Raw genomic sequence first — 17,481 nt, forward strand, 5'->3', positions numbered from 1 at the left:
GGGCCGGAATTGCTCGAGTTTGTGTCTGCTCAGCGGAGGTAGGCGAGCATCTCGTGCGCCGCGGGCAGCGCCCGCTCACGGTCTTCGGCGACGAGTCCGATGCGGGTGCGCCGGTCGAGGATGTCATCGACGGTGAGCGCGCCTTCCTGAGCGACGGCGTGCTCGAATTCCGCTCTCGTCACATCGATGCCCTCGGCGACTGCGTCGGTGGGTCGCGGGCACGTCGCGCCGGCCAACACCGCGGGCGCCTCGGCACCGTAACGGGCCGCCAGCGACGCGGGTAGCTCTCCCGAGTGCTCCTGTGTAGCAACGGGATTCGCGGGCGCACCCACCAATGGGAGGTCGCGGGTGCGGCACGGCCCGGCAGCGAGCCCGCGCAGCGCAACGGCCCGGTCCACGACATCCTCGGCCATGAACCGGTATTCGGTCAGCTTGCCGCCGATCACGCTCAGCACTCCGGTCGGCGATTCGGTGACCGCGTGCTCGCGCGAGACGTCGGCGGTGCGACCGGCGCCGGTGTCGATCAACGGACGCAGCCCGGCGTAGCTGCCGACCACATCCGCAGGCCCGAGTGAGGTCGCCAGCGCCGTGTTCACGGTGTCGAGCAGGAACTGGACCTCCTGCGCCGTCGGCTCGGGCACATCCGGAATCGCGCCGGGGGCGTCTTCGTCGGTCAGACCCAGGTAGACGCGGCCCAGCTGTTCGGGCATAGCGAACACGAACCGGTTGATCTCCCCCGGTATCGGAATGGTCAGCGCTGCAGTCGGATTACCGAACGCCGAGGCGTCGAACACCAGGTGGGTGCCGCGGCTGGGCCGCAGCCGCAACGACGTGTCGACCTGTCCGGCCCACACGCCGGTCGCGTTGACCACTGCGCGCGCCGACACCTCGAGCATCTCCCCCGACAGAGTGTCGGTCAGCGTCACCGAGGTTCCCGACGCCGCGCTCGCGTCGACCCGGGTGAGGATGCGGGCGCCGTGCTGCGCGGCCGTGCGTGCCACCGCGGTGACCAGGCGCGCGTCGTCGATGAGTTGCCCGTCGTACGCGAGCAGCGCACCGTCGAGGCCGTCGCGACGCACCGTCGGCGCCAACGCGATTGCCGCTGCGGCATCGACGCGGCGCGAGCGTGGCAGCACCGATGCGGGCGTGCCGGCGAGAGCGCGCAGACCGTCGCCGGCCGCGAAGCCGAACCGGACCAATGCCCTTGAGGCACGGTTCATCTCGGGGAGCAGCGGCACCAGCTGCGGCATCGCGTGCACGAGGTGAGGAGCGTTGCGCGTCATCAGGATTCCGCGCTCGACGGCGCTGCGGCGGGCGATGCCGATGTTGCCGCTGGCGAGGTAGCGCAGGCCGCCGTGCACCAGCTTCGAACTCCAGCGGCTGGTGCCGAACGCCAGGTCGTGTTTCTCCACCAGGGCCACCGACAGCCCGCGCGTCGCGGCGTCCAGCGCGATCCCGACGCCGGTGATGCCGCCGCCGATCACGAGCACGTCCAGCGGCGCGCCGTTGCCGAGCTGCTGCAGGTCGGTCGCGCGCCGCTGCGCATTCAGTGCCGCACTCATACGGTGAGGTATCCGTTGAGGGCGCGGGCCAATTCGACGTTGATGGCGTGGGCGTCGAGCAGCTTTTCGACCATCTGCGCGGACTGGATCGTGGACTGTGTGATCAGCAGGCACATCGCACCCATCTCCTGCGGGTCGCCGGGACGCACACTGCCCTCTTCCTGACCGGCCTTGATCGCTTCGGCGAGCGCGTCGATGAGGATCTGCTGGCTGGTGCCCAGGCGTTCGGCGATGTAGACCATCGCCAGGTTGGGCGCGTTGCGGATCACCGACTGCACGACGTCGTCGTTGCGCAGGTGCTCGGCGACCGCCACCACGCGCTCGACCGTCGCCTCCCGGCCGGCGCCGCGATCGGGCACCTGCTCGAGCACCCCGGAGATGCGCACGGTGAGCAGCTCGGCGATCACCCAGCGGATGTCGGGCCAGCGTCGGTAGATGGTCGGGCGACTGACCCGGGCGCGCCGCGCGATCTCGGTCATGGTCGTCCGTTCGACGCCGTAGGCGAGGATGCACGCCGCCGCGGCGTCGAGAATGCGCTTCTCGACACTCGAATCGGAGTTACGGATTGACACCATCTGTAATACTGTAACGCATGTCCTCGCTCGCCGGCCAGCCCACACATCCACCGATGGCATGGAACGCCTGGGGCGATCCCGCCGCGGCGAAGCCGCTGTCGCCCGGTATCCGCTCCCTACTCACGCAGGCCCTGGGCATCGACGCCGAGCCCGCGGAAGAACCCACGCTCGAGCAGGTCAGGGTCCGCCCATCGGCTCTGTCGCCGAGTGACCGGGAGGGGCTCGCTGCGATCGTCGGCGCCGAGAACGTCCTCGTCGATGACCGTGACCGGCTGCTGCACGCGGGCGGCAAATCGACGCTGGATCTGTTGCGGCGCAGGGATTTCGGCGTGCAGGACGGCCCGGATGCGGTACTGGTGCCCGGCGACGACGACGAGGTGGCCGCCGTGTTGCGGTTCTGCGCCGACCACAGCATCGCGGTCGTTCCGTTCGGCGGTGGCACCAGCGTGGTCGGCGGCCTGGACCCGTTGCGCGGCGACTTCAAGGCGGTCGTGTCGGTGGATCTGCGCCGATTCGACGAGCTGCACTCGCTCGACGAAGTGTCGTGGGAGGCCGAGCTGGGCGCCGGCCTGACCGGCCCCGAGGCGGAGAAACTCCTGGGCGAGCGCGGCTTCTCGCTGGGCCACTTCCCGCAGAGCTTCTGCTTCGCCACGATCGGCGGGTTCGCTGCGACGCGGTCGTCGGGCCAGGACTCTGCGGGCTACGGCCGCTTCGACGACATGGTCCGCGGCCTGCGCGCCGTCACCCCGGCCGGGGTGCTCGACGTCGGCCGGGCACCCGCCTCGGCCGCCGGACCGGACCTGCGTCAGGTGCTCCTGGGCTCCGAGGGCGCCTTCGGCATCATCACGAGGGTGCGGGTCCGCGTCCATCCGGTCCCCGAGACCACGCGCTACGAGGCGTGGTCGTTTCCCGACTTCACCACCGGCGCCGCCGCGCTACGGGCCGTCGCGCAGACCGGGACCGGACCGACGGTGATCCGGCTCTCCGACGAGGCGGAGACCGGCGTCAACCTCGCCACCACCGACAGCATCGGGGACGCCCAGATCACCGGCGGCTGCCTGGCCATCACAGCCTTCGAGGGCACCGAGGCGCACGTCGCCAGCCGCCACGCAGAGACGCGAGACCTGTTGAGCGCCAACGGCGGAAAGTCACTCGGCGAGGGCCCGGCACGGGCGTGGGAGCACGGTCGGTTCAATGCCCCCTATCTACGGGACGGGCTGCTGTCGGCCGGCGCGCTGTGCGAGACGCTGGAGACCGCGACGTCGTGGTCGAACGTCCCAACGCTGAAGGCTGCCGTCACCGACGCACTCACCCGCTCGCTGGCCGACTCCGGCACGCCGGCGCTGGTGCTGTGCCACATCTCGCACGTCTACCCCACCGGCGCGTCGCTCTACTTCACCGTCGTTGCGGCCCAGCGCGGCAACCCAATCGAGCAGTGGCGCGCCGCCAAGACAGCCGCCTCGGAGGCGATGGTGCGCGTCGGCGCGACGATCACCCACCACCACGCGGTCGGGGCCGACCACCGCCCCTGGATGCGCGACGAGGTAGGTGACCTCGGCGTCGCCGTACTGCGTGCCGTGAAGTCGACCCTCGACCCCACCGGAATCATGAACCCGGGCAAGTTGATTCCGTGAACCGGATCGTCGTCCTGACCAACCCGGCCTCCGGGCACGGCAACGCACGCCACGCGGCCGAACGGGCGATCAGCCGCTTCCAGGAACGCGGCGTCGACGTCGTCGCGCTGGTCGGGCGCGATCCCGCCCACGCGCGCGAACTCGTCGAGGGCGCGTTGGAGCGGGGCATGGACGCGCTGGTGGTGGTCGGCGGCGACGGCATCGTCTCGCTGGCCCTGCAGATCGTCGCCCAGACGGAGACACCCCTGGGCATCATTCCGGCCGGCACCGGCAACGACCACGCGCGCGCGTACGGCATCCCCACCGGGCCCGAAGCGGCCGCCGACGCAGTGGTCGACGGCGAGATCGGCACCTACGACCTGGGGTTGATCACCGGCGCCGACGGCACCCGGCGGTGGTTCGGCACGGTGATGGCGGCTGGCTTCGATTCCCTGGTCACCGACCGGACCAACCGGATGCGCTGGCCGCACGGGCGCATGCGCTACAACCTCGCCATGCTGGCCGAGATCTCCCAGCTGCGGTTGCTGCCGTTCCGACTCTCGTTCGACGGCACCGAAGTCGAGACCGAACTCACGCTGGCCGCGTTCGGCAACACCCGAAGCTACGGCGGCGGCATGCTGATCTGCCCCGGCGCGGACCCGACCGACGGGCTGCTCGACGTCACGATGGTCGCCTCGGCGTCGCGCACCCGGCTGGTCCGCCTGTTCCCGACCGTGTTCAAGGGCACCCATGTGAACCTGCCGGAGGTGACGACGCGGCGCGCCGCGACGATCACGGTCGACTGCCCCGGCATCACTGCGTATGCCGACGGCGAGTACGTGTGTCCGCTGCCCGTGGAGCTCACCGTGGTGCCGGGCGCACTCCGGGTCCTGCGGCCGGCTACCCCACGCCGCGGCTGAGCCAGCTGACCTCGGCGCCGACCCCGCCGTCGCGGTAGGCCTCGAGCGCCTCGTCCCACGCGGTGCCGAGCACGGAGTCCAGTTCGGCCGCCAGCGTGTCGGCACCCGAGGCCATCAGCGTGCGCAGCCGCATCTCCCCGACCATCACGTCGCCGTTGGCGCTCATGGCGCCGCTCCACAGCCCGAGTTGGGGGGTGTGGCACCAGCGGTGCCCGTCGACGCCGTGGCTCGGGTCCTCGGTGACCTCGAATCGCAGAACCGACCAGGACCGCAGAGCGTTGGCCAGCTGAGCGCCGGTACCCACCGGGCCCACCCAGTTCGTCACGGCACGCAGCTGCCCGGGCATGGCCGGTTGCGGCGTCCACTTCAAGTTCGCCCTCGCGTTGAGGGTCGACGACAACGCCCACTCGACATGCGGGCACACCGCCGCGGGTGAGGCATGCACGTACACCACACCCGTCGTCGTGTCGGCGAATTGATTCGCTGCACGCATCTGTTGCTCCTTCGGCTCCACGAGGGACGTCTTCCCCAACGACCTGGCGGTTTCCGAACGAGTCAAAAGATGCAGTTGTGTCTTCAGAGAGAATTGTGCCTTGTGAGACGCGTGTTGCGCTAGTCCGCCCGGTAATCTCTCAGAACTTCATCAGACAGGGCGGGCATCACGTCGTGCGCCCAATCGCCGAACGGCCGGTCGGTGAGCACGACCAGGGCCAATGCGGCGTCGGGGTCCACCCACAGGAACGTGCCCGATTGGCCGAAGTGCCCGTAGGTCCGCGGCGAGTTCTGCGCTCCCGTCCAGTGGGGTGATTTGCCGTCCCGTAGTTCGAAGCCGAGTCCCCAGTCGTTGGGCCGCTGCCTACCGAACCCGGGCAGCACCCCGTCGAGGCCGGGGAACTGCACCGACGTGGCGGCCTCGTGCATCTGCGCCGACACCAGGGCCGGTGTCAGCAGTTCGCCGGCGAACGCCGTCAGGTCCGCCACGGTCGACGTCGCGCCGTAGCCGGCCGCCGGGGCACCCCCCTCGAGGATCGTGTCCGACATCGCCAGGGGCCCGAACACCGATTCGGTCAAATAGTCGGTGAACGGGATACCGGACTCGCGCTCCATGGTCTCGGCGAGCACGGCGAAGCCGTGGTTGGAGTAGATCCGCCGGGTGCCCGGTGCGGCCAGTACCTTCGCCGAGGTCATGTCGTAGCCCGCGGCGTGCGCGAGCAGGTGACGCACGGTCGACTCCGGCGGCCCGGCCGGCGTGTCGAGCTCGAACACCCCCTCCTCGACCGCGATCTGTGCTGCGCGCGCGGCGAGCAATTTGGTCACCGAGGCGAGGGCGAAGGTTCGGGACTGGTCGCCGTGGTGGGCCAGGGTCCCGTCCGGCCCGACGACCGCTGCGGCCACAGTGGGGACGGGCCAGTCGGCCAGGACGTCGAGTGCGCTCATCGGTGATGAGCGTAGTGACGCGTCATTTCCTGGCGACGTAGTAGTAGTTGATCGGATCCGACTCGATCTCGCGCACCGTGGCGTCGGTGAAGCCGGCGTCACGCAGCGTGGACAGCGCCAGTTCACGACCCCAGCAGGTCCCGAGTCCGTCGCCGCCGAGCCCGAGCGACACGCTCATGCAGTGCATCGTCGACACGGTGTAGAGGTACGGCGCCAACGGAACACCCACGTTGTCCTCGACGCGGCTCGACGACCTGATGTCGACCATCAGGAACACCCCACCGGGCCGCAGCGCGCGCTGGATGTTGGCCAGCACCTTCGCCGGATGCGCCTGGTCGTGGATCGCGTCGAATGCGGTGATGACGTCGAAGGCTTCGATCGCGTCGCAGTGGGTGAGGTCGGTCCGCCGGAACGACGCGTTCTGCACGCCCAGCCGGCGGGCCGCGGCCGTCCCAGTGGCGATCCCCTCCTCGGAGAAGTCGAGGCCGGTGAATCTGCTGGCCGGAAACGCTTGCGCCATCACGTTGATCGCGTGTCCGCTGCCGCAACCGAAGTCAGCGACGTCGGCACCGGCACGCAACCGCTGCGGCACGCCCTCGGCGAGCGGCAGGATCACCTCCACCAGCGCAGCGTCGAACACCTCGCCGCTCTGCTCGGCCATCAGGGTGTGGAAGCGCGGATACTCGGCGTAGGACAGGCCTCCGCCGTCGCGGAAGCAGCCGAGAATCTTCTGCTCCACTTCGCCCAGCAGCGGGATGAACTGCGCGACACGCGCGAGATTGTCCGGCCCGGCCGCTCGGGTCAGGACGGCCGCGCGCTGCTCGGGTAACGAATACGTCTGTGCTGCAGGGTCGTAGGTGACGATCTGACCCGCGGTCATGCCGTCGAGCCATTCCCGGACATAGCGTTCGTTCAGGTGGGCGGCCTCGGCGATCTGGGCGCTGGTGGATGGCGGCAATGCCGCCAGGGTGTCGAAGAGCCCGGTCTGATGCCCGAGGGACAGCAGGAGCGCGACGCTCGCCGCGTCGATGGTGGCGGTGATCCGGCCGGCGAATTCTTCGGTGTTCTCCACCGGGGATACAGGTGTGTCGTCCATGTCTGATGACGGTAGGCCGCATCGCCAACTGTTGAGAAACGTTCGGCCAGGCCATGGGTGTGCGTGCAGGTAACCCATTAGGGTTCAGGCATGACTCAAACGGTGCGCGGAGTGATCTCTCGTTCGAAGGGCCAACCGGTCGAAGTGGTCGACATCGTGATCCCCGACCCGGGGCCGGGCGAGGTCGTCGTCGACATCCAGGCGTGCGGGGTCTGCCACACCGATCTGCACTACCGCGAGGGTGGCATCAATGACGAGTTCCCGTTCCTGCTCGGCCACGAAGCCGCCGGCATCGTCGAAACCGTCGGTGAGGGCGTCACGAATGTCGCACCCGGCGACTTCGTGATCCTGAACTGGCGTGCGGTGTGCGGGCAGTGCCGTGCCTGCAAACGCGGTCGTCCGCACCTGTGCTTCGACACGCACAATGCCGCGCAGAAGATGACGCTGACCGACGGCACCGAGCTGACGCCCGCATTGGGCATCGGCGCGTTCGCCGACAAGACCCTGGTGCACGAAGGTCAGGCCACGTTGGTCGATCCGGCTGCCGATCCCGCCGCGGCCGGGCTGCTGGGCTGCGGCGTGATGGCCGGTGTCGGCGCGGCCATCAACACCGGCGCGGTCAACCGCGACGACACCGTGGCTGTCATCGGCTGCGGCGGCGTCGGCGACGCCGCCATCGCCGGGGCCGCGCTGGTGGGCGCCAAGCGCATCATCGCCGTGGACATGGACAACCGGAAGTTGGAGTGGGCCAGGCAGTTCGGGGCCACGCACACGATCAACGCCAAGGAACTCGACGCGATCGAGACGATCCAGGATCTCACCGACGGGTTCGGCGCCGACGTCGTGATCGACGCGGTCGGACGGCCCGAGACGTGGAAGCAGGCGTTCTACGCCCGCGATCTCGCCGGCACCGTGGTCCTGGTCGGTGTCCCGACCCCGGACATGACGCTGGAGATGCCCCTCATCGACTTCTTCTCCCGCGGTGGGTCGTTGAAGTCGTCGTGGTACGGCGATTGTCTGCCCGAACGCGACTTCCCGACGCTGATCTCGCTCTATCTGCAGGGCCGGTTCCCGCTCGACAAGTTCGTCTCCGAACGCATCGGGCTCGACCAGATCGAAGACGCGTTCGGAAAGATGCACGCCGGATCAGAAGACGTAGTGCTGCGCTCGGTGGTGCTGCTGTGAGCGCCATCCAGCGGTTGGTCACCAGCGGCACGTTCGAACTCGACGGCGGCAGCTGGGATGTCGACAACAACATCTGGCTCGTCGGCGACGACGACGACGTCGTGGTGTTCGACGCCGCGCACAGCGCGGCGCCGATCATCGAGGCGGTCGGCGGCCGCAACGTCGTCGCGGTGGTGTGCACCCACGGTCACAACGACCACGTCACGGTCGCACCCGAGCTCGGCAGAGCCCTCGACGCACCGGTCCTGCTGCACCCCGCCGACGACGTGCTGTGGCGGATGACGCACCCCGACAGCGACTTTCGAGCGGTGAACGACGGCGACTCACTGCAGGTGGCCGGTATCGAGCTGCGCGCACTGCACACCCCGGGCCACTCTCCGGGCTCGGTCTGCTGGCATGCGTCCGATCTCGGCGCCGTGTTCAGCGGGGACACCTTGTTCAACGGCGGTCCGGGTGCCACCGGGCGGTCGTACTCGGACTTCCCCACCATTCTTGATTCCATCTCGGGACGGTTGGGCGCACTGCCGGGCGACACCGTCGTCTACACCGGGCACGGCGATTCCACCACCGTCGGCGACGAACTGGTGAACTACGACGAGTGGGTCAAGCACGGTAGCTGAACCACCTGGCAGGACAGCGTCACCGACCGTCGAGGATCACCGGACCGGGCACCGGCCGGGGCCGGCGCCCCGATCGGATCCACCATGCGATCGCCACGGCGAGCTCGAGCAGACCGGCCGCGATCAACCCCCCGCAGGCCCACAGCGCCCAGTCCGGTGAACTGTCCTTCCCGAAGGCCAGCCGCGGGTTGATGTAGCCGCCCACCGTTCCGCCTGTCCGGACGTCGTACACGCCGCTCTGGGCGATCTGCGCGGTCCAGATCCGCACGCGCACATCGTTGTTCACCGAGGTGGTCGAACCGATGACTTGGGTGAGCACCGGCTCGGGGACACCGTCGGGTGCGTCGATGCCCAGCTTCAGCGGGGGCACCGGAAAACCGCCGTCGATGCCTCCCGGCACCGCGGTGTGGAAGTTGATCGTCACCTCACCCGCGGGCAGCGTCACCCGTCCCGACCCTGGCACCGGGACCTCACCGTAGGCATCGAAGTCGTCGTAGACGAAGGCGCTGAGCGCGAGTGTCAGGATCAGACCGACCACGCCGACGATCAGCATGATCGCCGCGCTGATCAGCGCGATGCGGGGGCCGAACCGTCCCAACACGTGCGCCAGTGTCGCACGCATGGCTTTTCGTCGGCGCAGATCGCATGCAGCGACTACCGTCTCGAAGATGCCCGAGTCGAGCATCGTGGTGCGACCGGAACCGGTCGACAGCGGCAGCTACACCGCTGGATCACGGCTGCAGGCCGCCGGGCTGTCGCGGGCGATCGAGATCTTCCGCGAAGCCGCCGCTGCGGTACCGCTACCCGCCCCGCCGCAGCCGATCGTGCTGGCCGACTACGGCGCGGCGAACGGGCACAATTCGCTGCTGCCGATGGGCGCGGCGATCTCCGTGCTGCGCAGCAGAACCCGACCGGAGCACTCGGTGCTCGTCGCCCACACCGACCGGCCGGACAACGACTTCACCGCGCTGTTCCGGACCTTGGACGAAGACCCGGACACCTATCTGGCCAAGGACGCGGCGGCCTTCGCCTCCGCCGTCGGCCGCTCGTTCTATTCGCAGATCATGCCCTCCAACAGCGTCAACCTCGGCTGGAGCGCGTGGGCGATCCACTGGCTGAGCCACGTTCCCGCGCCGGTTCTCGGCCCGCACCTGCAGGTGGCCACCTGCGGTGACACAGAGCTGCAGGCGGCTTACGCCAAGCAGGCGGCGCGGGACTGGCACGAGTTCGTCGCGTTCCGCGGCCGCGAGCTGTGTCCCGGCGGTCGGCTCGTCGTGACGACGATGGGCGTCGGCGAGGACGGCGACGCAGGGTTCCGGCCGCTGCTCACCGCGATGGTCGATGCGCTCGCCGAAGCGACGGCTGCCGGGGTGGTCAGCGCCGACGAGGCAGCACGGATGTGCATCCCGACCGTGGCCCGGCAGGCCGCCGACTTCACGGCTCCGTTCGCGCCGTCGGGGATCTTCGAGCGGCTCCAGATCGAGCACCTGGAGATCGTCGACGCCCAGGACCGGTTCTGGGAGCGGTATCAGGCCGACAAGGACGCAGCAGAGTTCGGGGCGCGCTGGGCGGGCTTCGCGCGCGCGTCGATCTTCGCCGCGCTGACGACGGCACTGGAGGGCGGGCCGGCGAACCCGCGCGCCGCCGACCTGCACGAGCGGTTAGAGAAGGGCATCGCCGAACGGCTGGCCGCCGCCCCGGAACGTACCCGCATCCCGCTCGCCTACGTGGTGCTGGTCAAGCGGCGCTGAGGTCAGCGGATGGTGCCCATCCCGGGGATCAGCGGCAGATCCAACGCGGTGACCCAGCCGGGCGAGAGCGCGTTGACCGCGGGCACCGCGTTGAGGGCGCGCAACCCCGTGGCCAGACAGCCCGCCGCCGCGGCGTCGCGGCCGGACCCGTCGGTGAACCGGAACGCCGTCTCCTGGCTGATGCTGGGCGTGCCCTCGATGTCGACGCGGTACACGTCGTTCTGGTTTCCCGACGGCCACTCCGGAGCGGCGTCGTTGCCGATCCGGTTGACGTGTTCGAGCTGGATGCGCGTCTGCCCCTGATAGACGCCGTTGATCGTGAACCGCACCGCCGCAACGTTGCCCGCCTCGATGACGCCCTTGGCGGTCGGCCGGTCGACGGGGGTCACCCACTTCTCCCACGTCGTGGTGATCTCGTCGAGCATGATGCCGGCGGCGTGCGCGATCATCGGAACCGTTGCGCCCCAGGCGAACACGAGGATGTCGGGATTCTCCAGCATCGCCGTGTACTCCGGTGGCCTGCCGATCCCCATCTCGCGGTCGTAGTCGCCGGTGTAGTTCGTGTAGTCCAGGAGCTCCGATGCGCGCACCGTGCGGACCTGCGAGCACAATCCCATCAACGTCATCGGGAACAGATCGTTGGCGAAGCCGGGGTCGATGCCGGTGGTGAAGCACGACGACTCCCCCAGTTCGCAGGCGACGGTGACGGGTTCGATCCAGTTGGGGGGATTCAGATGCATGGTCGGCCAGATCCACGGCGTCATCGCGGTGGAGCACACATCGATTCCGGCACGCAGGAACCGGGTGATGACCTCGACGTTGGTGTCGGCGTGGGCAGCGGTCGGCCCGTAATGCACCAGCGCGTCGGGTTTCAGCGCGATCAGCGCGTCGATGTCGTCGGTGGCGCTGATCCCCACCGGCGTCGGCAGTCCGCAGATGTCACCGACATCGCGGCCCACCTTGTCGGGGTTGCTCACGCCCACTCCGACGAGTTCGAAGCCGGGATGATCGACGACTTCGGCGATGACCATCTGTCCGACGAAACCGGTGCCCCAGATGACGATCCGCTTCGCATCCGCGTGTGTCACGGCGATTCCCCTAGAAGCAGCGCCGTAGTCCGCCTGGCTCACAGATCAACGGATATCGGTCGACGGGGGTCGACAGCGGCCCCTTGTAGGCAATGGTGAACGGGGTCACGATGATGCCCGGCGGCAGGCCGCAGTTGCCGTTGTGCTGGGTGCTGCGGGTTCCTGTCATCGTCGCATCGTCGAACTTGACCACCTCGACTGTCGGCGCCCATGAGCCGTCCGGGCACTGCATGCCCCGGTCCTTCGGGGTGGTGAAGGCCCACTGGCCGCCGGTGAGCACGGCGTCGCCGCCGACCAGGTCGCCGCCGGCCTGCACGTGCAGGCGACAGCCGACGGGCAGGTAGAGCGGCTCCCGCAGATCGCCGACGACGGGAACGCAGGACGGGAAGACCGTCCAGGTACCGGACGTGCCGCCGTCCTGAGTGATGGTGAAGACGCCTTCGATCACCTGGTCGGCCCGGGCGGGGGTGGCGGCGCCCAGTGCTGCGCAGACACCGAACAGAAGGGCGGCCAGGGTGCGCATCATCGTCACGCCGAGCAGTATTTCAGCCGGGCACGGACAAAGTCACCGGTTTGCCGGTTCGCGACTTCGGGTAGAAGACCGGCACTGGCTCGAGTACCGGGGTGGTGAAATATGACGAGGACGGCGGTGTCAACCGCTGTCCTCGTCATCTGTGCACTCATCGCGTCGCTGACCGGATGCTCGACGGGCAGCCGGGTCAACCTGGGTCAGGGTGCCGCAGGATCGCTGATCGCCGCGATCGCCGGGGAACCCGATCAGCTCGACCCCCACAAGACGACCGCCTACTTCTCGTTCGAGGTGCTGGAGAACGTGTTCGACACCCTGGTCGAACCCGACGAGAACCTGCAGATGCGTCCGGCGCTGGCGACGTCGTGGGAGGTCTCGCCCGATCAGCTGTCGTGGACGTTCCACCTGCGCCCGGGCGTCACATTCCACGACGGCAGCCCGTTCACGGCCGACGACGTGGTGTTCTCCTACCGCCGGATCATCGACGAAAAGCTCGCCAACTCCGACAAATTCAGCGCGGTCACTGCGGTCGAGGCACCCGATCCGGCCACGGTGGTGATCCGGGTCAGCCGGCCGACACCGAACATGCTGACCAACCTCGGTGGCTTCAAGGGCATGGCGATCGTGTCGCGGCGCAACGTCGAGAGCGGGCAGATCGCGACCCACCCCGTCGGCACCGGCCCGTTCCGCTTCGCCGGCCGCAAGAGCGGGGACTCGATCTCACTGGTCGCCAACCCCGACTACTGGGACGGCCCACCCGGTGTGCCAGGGGTGGTGTTCCGCTTCATCTCCGAACCGTCGACGGCCCTGTCGGCGCTGCAGGCGGGCGAGGTGGACTGGACGGATTCGATTCCGCCGCAACGTGTCCGGCAACTGTCCGAGGACGATTCGATCCAGTTGGCGGTCACCCCGAGCAACGACTACTGGTACCTGGCGCTCAACGAGGCGAGGGCGCCGTGGAACGACGTGCGCGTGCGCCAGGCGATCGCCTACGCCATCGACCGCGACGCCATCGTCGCCGCGACCAGTTACGGCACCGCGAAGGTCAACGAGCTCGCCATCCCGGAGGGCAACCCCTGGTACACCCCCTACGACCGCTACCGCACCGGTGGCCTGGACAAGGCGCGGGAGCTGCTGGCCGAGGCGGGCGTCGCGCCGGGCGATCTGGACATGCTGGTGACCACCGAATACCCCGAGACCGTGACCGCGGCGCAGATCATCGCCGACAACCTGGCGCCGCTCGGGTTCACGGTCAAGATCCGCACCGTCGACTTCGCTACCTGGCTCGACGACCAGAACCGGGGGAACTTCGACATGCTGATGCTCGGCTGGCTCGGCAACATCGACCCCGACGACTTCTACTACGCCCAACACCACACCGACGGCTCGAGCAACGCCCAGAAGTTCTCCGATCCGGAGGTGGACAGGCTGCTCGACGCCGGCCGTGTCGAAACCGACCCCGCCGCCCGCAAGGCCGACTACGACCGGGCCGCCACGCTGATCGCCGACAAGGTCAGCTACATCTTCTTGTACAACTCCTCGGTGATCCAGGCATGGAACCCGGCGCTGACGGGATACGAGGCCCGCCGTGACGGCGCGGTGCGTTTCCGGGATGCCTCGCTGGACGGGGGCGGCGACGCCTCGTGACCAAGGCCCTGACCCACCCGATCATCCGGTTCGTCGCGCGCCGGGTGCTGTACTCGCTGATCGTGCTGCTGGGTGTCACCGTCGTGGTGTTCGCCCTGGTGCACCTGGTGCCCGGCGACCCGGTACGCATCGCACTCGGCACCCGCTACACACCCGAGGCGTACGAGGCGCTGCGCAGCGCAAGCGGATTGGACCGGCCGATCCTGTCGCAGTTCTTCGGCTATGTCGGCTCGGCGCTCACCGGTGATCTCGGGGTGAGTTTCCGCAACGGTGACCCGGTGACCGTGACCCTGATGGAGAGGCTGCCCGCCACGCTGTCGCTGGGCCTGGCGGGCATCGTGATCGCCGGGCTGATCGCGCTGCCCGCCGGTACCTACTCGGCGCTGCGCGAGGGCCGCCTCAGCGACGCCATCGTCCGGGTGACCAGCCAGTTCGGCGTCTCGATCCCCGACTTCTGGTTGGGCATCCTGCTGATCGGCCTGTTCTCCACCACGCTGGGCTGGCTGCCCACCTCCGGGTACCGGCCGCTGTTCTCCGACCCGGCGGGGTGGCTGCACCACGTCATCCTGCCGGGGCTCACCGTCGGTGTCGTCGCGGCAGCGATCATGACCCGCTACGTGCGCGCCGCGGTGCTCGACGTCGCCGCCATGGGTTATGTGCGGACCGCGCGCTCCAAGGGGCTGTCCCCGCGGGTCGTCACGTTCCGGCACACCGTGCGCAACGCGCTTGTGCCCATCCTGACCATCACCGGGATTCAGCTCGCCACCCTGCTCGGCGGCGTCATCGTCGTCGAGGTCGTGTTCGCGTGGCCCGGCCTGGGCCGGCTCGTCTACAACGCGGTCGCCGCGCGCGACTACCCCCTGATCCAGGGCGCAGTGCTGCTGATCGCCGCGCTGTTCCTGGCGATCAACCTCATCGTCGACGTGCTCTACGCGGTGGTCGATCCGAGGATCCGGCTGGCATGACGACCACCGACAGCACCCGCGTCTCGTCGTGGCGGCTCCTGGCCCGCAACCCGGTCACCGCCGTCAGCGCGCTGGTCCTGCTCGCCGTCGCCATCATCGCCGTGTTCGCGAACGCCATTGCGCCGCACGGTGTCAACGACGTCGACGTACCCGATGCACTGCAGCCGCCCAGCGGGGCGCACTGGTTCGGCACCGACGAGCTGGGCCGCGACGTGCTCTCCCGGGTCGTGGTGGCCACCCAGGCGTCGATGCGGGTGGCGGTGATCAGCGTCGCGTTCGCTGTCGTGGTCGGCGTGACAGTCGGGGTGCTGGCCGGATACCGCGGCGGCTGGCTCGACACCGTGCTGATGCGCGTCGTCGATGTGATGTTCGCGTTCCCGGTCCTGCTGCTCGCGCTGGCCGTGGTCGCGATCCTGGGTCCCGGGCTGACCACCACGATCCTGGCGATCGGCATCGTCTACACCCCGATCTTCGCGCGGGTCGCGCGGGCCAGCACGCTCGGCGTCCGCAGTGAACCCTTCGTCGCGGTGTCGCATGCGATGGGCACCCCCGACCACATGATCCTGCGCCGGCACATCCTGCCCAACATCGCCGGCCCGCTGATCGTCCAGACCTCGCTGTCGCTGGCCTTCGCGATCCTGTCGGAGGCGGCGCTGTCCTTCCTCGGGCTGGGCATCCAGCCGCCGGAGCCGTCGCTGGGCCGGATGATCTTCGATTCGCAGGGATTCGTGACGATGGCGTGGTGGATGGCCGTGTTCCCCGGCGCGGCAATCGTGGTGATCGTTCTCGCGTTCAATTTGCTGGGCGACGGGCTGCGCGACGTACTCGACCCGAAGCAGCGCAGCAGCGCCGAGGCCCGCGGGATGCAGCGATGACCGTGCTCACCGTGACCGACCTCGGGGTGCGCATCGGCGCACGCAGCATCGTCGACGGCGTCTCGTTCTCCGTGGACCGAGAGCAGACCGTGGGCATCGTCGGAGAATCCGGCTCGGGCAAGACGATGACGGTGCTCGCCGCCACCGGCCTGCTCGATGCGCCGGGGGCGCGCGTGTCGGGAGCCAGCACGCTCGCAGGGGAGCCGGACATGCAGCTCGTCGGTGCGCGACCCAAAGACCTTCGCCGCGTGCACGGTTCGCGGATCGGGTTCGTGTTCCAGGATCCGGGCACGTCCCTCAATCCCCTGCTGACGCTGGAACGTCAGATCACCGAGTCACTCGAGACCCACCGCGGGGTGACGCGCCGGGAGGCGCGGTCGCGGGCCGCCGAGCTGCTCGACGCGGTGGGGCTGCCGGACCCGCAAACACGGCTGCATGCCTACCCGCATCAGCTCTCGGGCGGTCAACGCCAACGGGTGATGATCGCCATCGCGCTGGCGTGCGATCCGGAGCTGCTGATCGCCGACGAACCGACCACCGCGCTCGATGTCACCACGCAGGCGCAGATCATCGAGTTGGTGCGCGCGCTGCAGCGGGACTACGGCACCGCGGTGGTGTGGATCAGCCACGACCTGGGCGTCATCGGTCAGGTTGCCGACGACGTGACGGTGCTGCGCGACGGCGCCGTCGTGGAGCAGGCGCCGATCCTCGACATCTTCGACCGGCCCCGCGACGAGTACACCCGCGACCTGCTGGCCGCCCGTCCCGTCCTCGATGTCTCCGGCCCCCAGCCGAATCCGGACGCCGAACCGCTCCTCGAGGTGGACGGCCTGGACGTCTCGTTCACGGTCACCACCCCGGTCGGCAAGTCCACCGTGCACGCCGTCGACGACGTCTCGCTGCACATCCGGCGCGGCACCACGCTGGGGTTGGTCGGCGAGTCCGGATCGGGGAAGTCCACCGTCGCCGCGGCTCTCACCGGCCTGGTGACACCCGACCGCGGCAGCGCGACGCTGGCGGGCACCGACATCCTGCACGTGAAGCGTTCCGAGGCCAAGGCGCTGCGCCGACGGATCGGCCTGGTGTTCCAGGACCCGTTCTCGTCGCTGAATCCCCGTGCCCGCGTGGAAACTTCGATCGCCGAACCGCTGACGGTCCATCGCCTGGTCGACGGTGCCTCGGCGCGGCGCACACGGGTCGCCGAGCTGCTCGACCTGGTCGGGCTGCCCCGCGAGTTCGCGCAGCGCTACCCCCACGAACTGTCCGGCGGGCAGCGGCAGCGGGTGAGCATCGCCCGCGCTCTGGCCGCCGAACCGGATCTGCTGATCCTCGATGAGGCCACCGCCGCTCTCGACGTCTCGGTGCAGGCCCGCGTGCTCGATCTGCTGGCCAGGCTGCAACGGGAGTTGGGCCTGGCGTATCTGCTGATCGGCCACGATCTCGCGGTGATCCGCACCCTGAGCCACGACGTCGCGGTCATGCGCAACGGTGCGGTGGTCGAGAACCGGCCCGCCGAAGAGTTGTTCGCCGACCCGAAGCACGACTACACCCGCGCGCTGCTCGCAGCAGTACCGCCGGTGCGCCCGCGCGCTGCGCTGTAGCCCTCCGTGAGAGGGTG

Annotated in this window: 17 protein-coding genes; 9 read left to right on the forward strand and 8 right to left on the reverse strand. The window is 69.2% G+C overall.

The window, feature by feature from the left end:
• Positions 1 to 29: 29 nt before the first annotated feature.
• Both MHN84_RS17920 and MHN84_RS17925 read right to left on the reverse strand, forming a co-directional pair.
• Complete coding sequence (locus MHN84_RS17920) at positions 30 to 1,562, reverse strand: glycerol-3-phosphate dehydrogenase/oxidase (RefSeq protein WP_241205851.1); 1,533 nt, start codon at positions 1,560 to 1,562, stop codon at positions 30 to 32.
• On the reverse strand, positions 1,559 to 2,137 hold the full coding sequence (locus tag MHN84_RS17925; RefSeq protein ID WP_241205852.1) for a TetR/AcrR family transcriptional regulator: 579 nt from the start codon (positions 2,135 to 2,137) through the stop codon (positions 1,559 to 1,561). The genes MHN84_RS17920 and MHN84_RS17925 overlap by 4 nt, the downstream gene beginning before the upstream one ends.
• A 53-nt stretch (positions 2,138 to 2,190) precedes the next feature.
• Between MHN84_RS17925 and MHN84_RS17930 the strand changes: the two genes are divergently transcribed.
• On the forward strand, positions 2,191 to 3,771 hold the full coding sequence (locus MHN84_RS17930) for an FAD-binding oxidoreductase (RefSeq protein ID WP_241205919.1): 1,581 nt from the start codon (positions 2,191 to 2,193) through the stop codon (positions 3,769 to 3,771).
• Positions 3,768 to 4,670, forward strand: a complete 903-nt coding sequence (locus tag MHN84_RS17935; RefSeq protein ID WP_374238381.1) for a diacylglycerol kinase — start codon at positions 3,768 to 3,770, stop codon at positions 4,668 to 4,670. Before MHN84_RS17930 ends, MHN84_RS17935 begins: the two co-directional genes overlap by 4 nt.
• On the opposite strand, the gene MHN84_RS17940 is transcribed toward MHN84_RS17935, so the two are convergent.
• From MHN84_RS17940 to MHN84_RS17950, 3 genes are all read right to left on the reverse strand, one after another.
• Positions 4,651 to 5,163 (reverse strand): DUF3145 domain-containing protein, encoded by a 513-nt coding sequence (locus MHN84_RS17940; RefSeq protein WP_221362439.1) that lies wholly within the window; start codon positions 5,161 to 5,163, stop codon positions 4,651 to 4,653. The genes MHN84_RS17935 and MHN84_RS17940 overlap by 20 nt on opposite strands.
• A gap of 119 nt (positions 5,164 to 5,282) precedes the next feature.
• On the reverse strand, positions 5,283 to 6,107 hold the full coding sequence (locus MHN84_RS17945) for a beta-lactamase family protein (RefSeq protein ID WP_241205853.1): 825 nt from the start codon (positions 6,105 to 6,107) through the stop codon (positions 5,283 to 5,285).
• Between the two features lie 22 nt (positions 6,108 to 6,129).
• Complete coding sequence (locus MHN84_RS17950; RefSeq protein ID WP_241205854.1) at positions 6,130 to 7,203, reverse strand: class I SAM-dependent methyltransferase; 1,074 nt, start codon at positions 7,201 to 7,203, stop codon at positions 6,130 to 6,132.
• A 90-nt stretch (positions 7,204 to 7,293) separates the two neighbouring features.
• On the opposite strand from MHN84_RS17950, the gene MHN84_RS17955 reads away from it, so the two are divergent.
• A complete protein-coding gene (locus MHN84_RS17955; RefSeq protein WP_241205855.1) occupies positions 7,294 to 8,388 on the forward strand; it encodes an S-(hydroxymethyl)mycothiol dehydrogenase in 1,095 nt (364 codons plus the stop codon).
• Positions 8,385 to 9,008, forward strand: coding sequence for an MBL fold metallo-hydrolase (locus tag MHN84_RS17960; RefSeq protein WP_241205856.1), 624 nt, complete (start codon positions 8,385 to 8,387; stop codon positions 9,006 to 9,008). Before MHN84_RS17955 ends, MHN84_RS17960 begins: the two co-directional genes overlap by 4 nt.
• 19 nt (positions 9,009 to 9,027) lie before the next feature.
• On the opposite strand, the gene MHN84_RS17965 is transcribed toward MHN84_RS17960, so the two are convergent.
• Complete coding sequence (locus MHN84_RS17965; RefSeq protein WP_241205857.1) at positions 9,028 to 9,630, reverse strand: SHOCT domain-containing protein; 603 nt, start codon at positions 9,628 to 9,630, stop codon at positions 9,028 to 9,030.
• Positions 9,631 to 9,676: 46 nt separating this feature from the next.
• Between MHN84_RS17965 and MHN84_RS17970 the strand changes: the two genes are divergently transcribed.
• On the forward strand, positions 9,677 to 10,759 hold the full coding sequence (locus MHN84_RS17970; RefSeq protein ID WP_241205858.1) for a class I SAM-dependent methyltransferase: 1,083 nt from the start codon (positions 9,677 to 9,679) through the stop codon (positions 10,757 to 10,759).
• Between the two features lie 2 nt (positions 10,760 to 10,761).
• Here the strand turns inward: MHN84_RS17970 and MHN84_RS17975 are convergent, their stop codons facing one another.
• Together MHN84_RS17975 and MHN84_RS17980 are read right to left on the reverse strand one after the other, a co-directional pair.
• Positions 10,762 to 11,847, reverse strand: a complete 1,086-nt coding sequence (locus MHN84_RS17975) for a dihydrodipicolinate reductase (RefSeq protein WP_241205859.1) — start codon at positions 11,845 to 11,847, stop codon at positions 10,762 to 10,764.
• A gap of 10 nt (positions 11,848 to 11,857) precedes the next feature.
• Positions 11,858 to 12,379 (reverse strand): hypothetical protein, encoded by a 522-nt coding sequence (locus MHN84_RS17980; RefSeq protein ID WP_374238382.1) that lies wholly within the window; start codon positions 12,377 to 12,379, stop codon positions 11,858 to 11,860.
• Between the two features lie 102 nt (positions 12,380 to 12,481).
• Between MHN84_RS17980 and MHN84_RS17985 the strand changes: the two genes are divergently transcribed.
• Genes MHN84_RS17985 through MHN84_RS18000 form a run of 4 tightly spaced genes read left to right on the forward strand, consistent with a single transcriptional unit; the run spans position 12,482 to position 17,464 of the window.
• Positions 12,482 to 14,023, forward strand: coding sequence for an ABC transporter substrate-binding protein (locus MHN84_RS17985; RefSeq protein ID WP_241205860.1), 1,542 nt, complete (start codon positions 12,482 to 12,484; stop codon positions 14,021 to 14,023).
• The gene (locus tag MHN84_RS17990; RefSeq protein WP_241205861.1) at positions 14,020 to 14,988 is read left to right on the forward strand and encodes an ABC transporter permease; all 969 of its coding nucleotides are present in this window, start codon (positions 14,020 to 14,022) and stop codon (positions 14,986 to 14,988) included. Before MHN84_RS17985 ends, MHN84_RS17990 begins: the two co-directional genes overlap by 4 nt.
• Positions 14,985 to 15,863 (forward strand): ABC transporter permease, encoded by an 879-nt coding sequence (locus MHN84_RS17995; RefSeq protein WP_241205862.1) that lies wholly within the window; start codon positions 14,985 to 14,987, stop codon positions 15,861 to 15,863. The genes MHN84_RS17990 and MHN84_RS17995 overlap by 4 nt, the downstream gene beginning before the upstream one ends.
• Entirely contained in the window at positions 15,860 to 17,464 is a 1,605-nt protein-coding gene (locus MHN84_RS18000; protein ID WP_241205863.1) for an ABC transporter ATP-binding protein, read from the forward strand. The genes MHN84_RS17995 and MHN84_RS18000 overlap by 4 nt, the downstream gene beginning before the upstream one ends.
• The last annotated feature ends 17 nt before the right edge of the window (positions 17,465 to 17,481 follow it).

Origin of the sequence: Mycobacterium sp. PSTR-4-N (assembly GCF_022348085.1) — a bacterium.
GTDB lineage: Bacteria > Actinomycetota > Actinomycetes > Mycobacteriales > Mycobacteriaceae > Mycobacterium.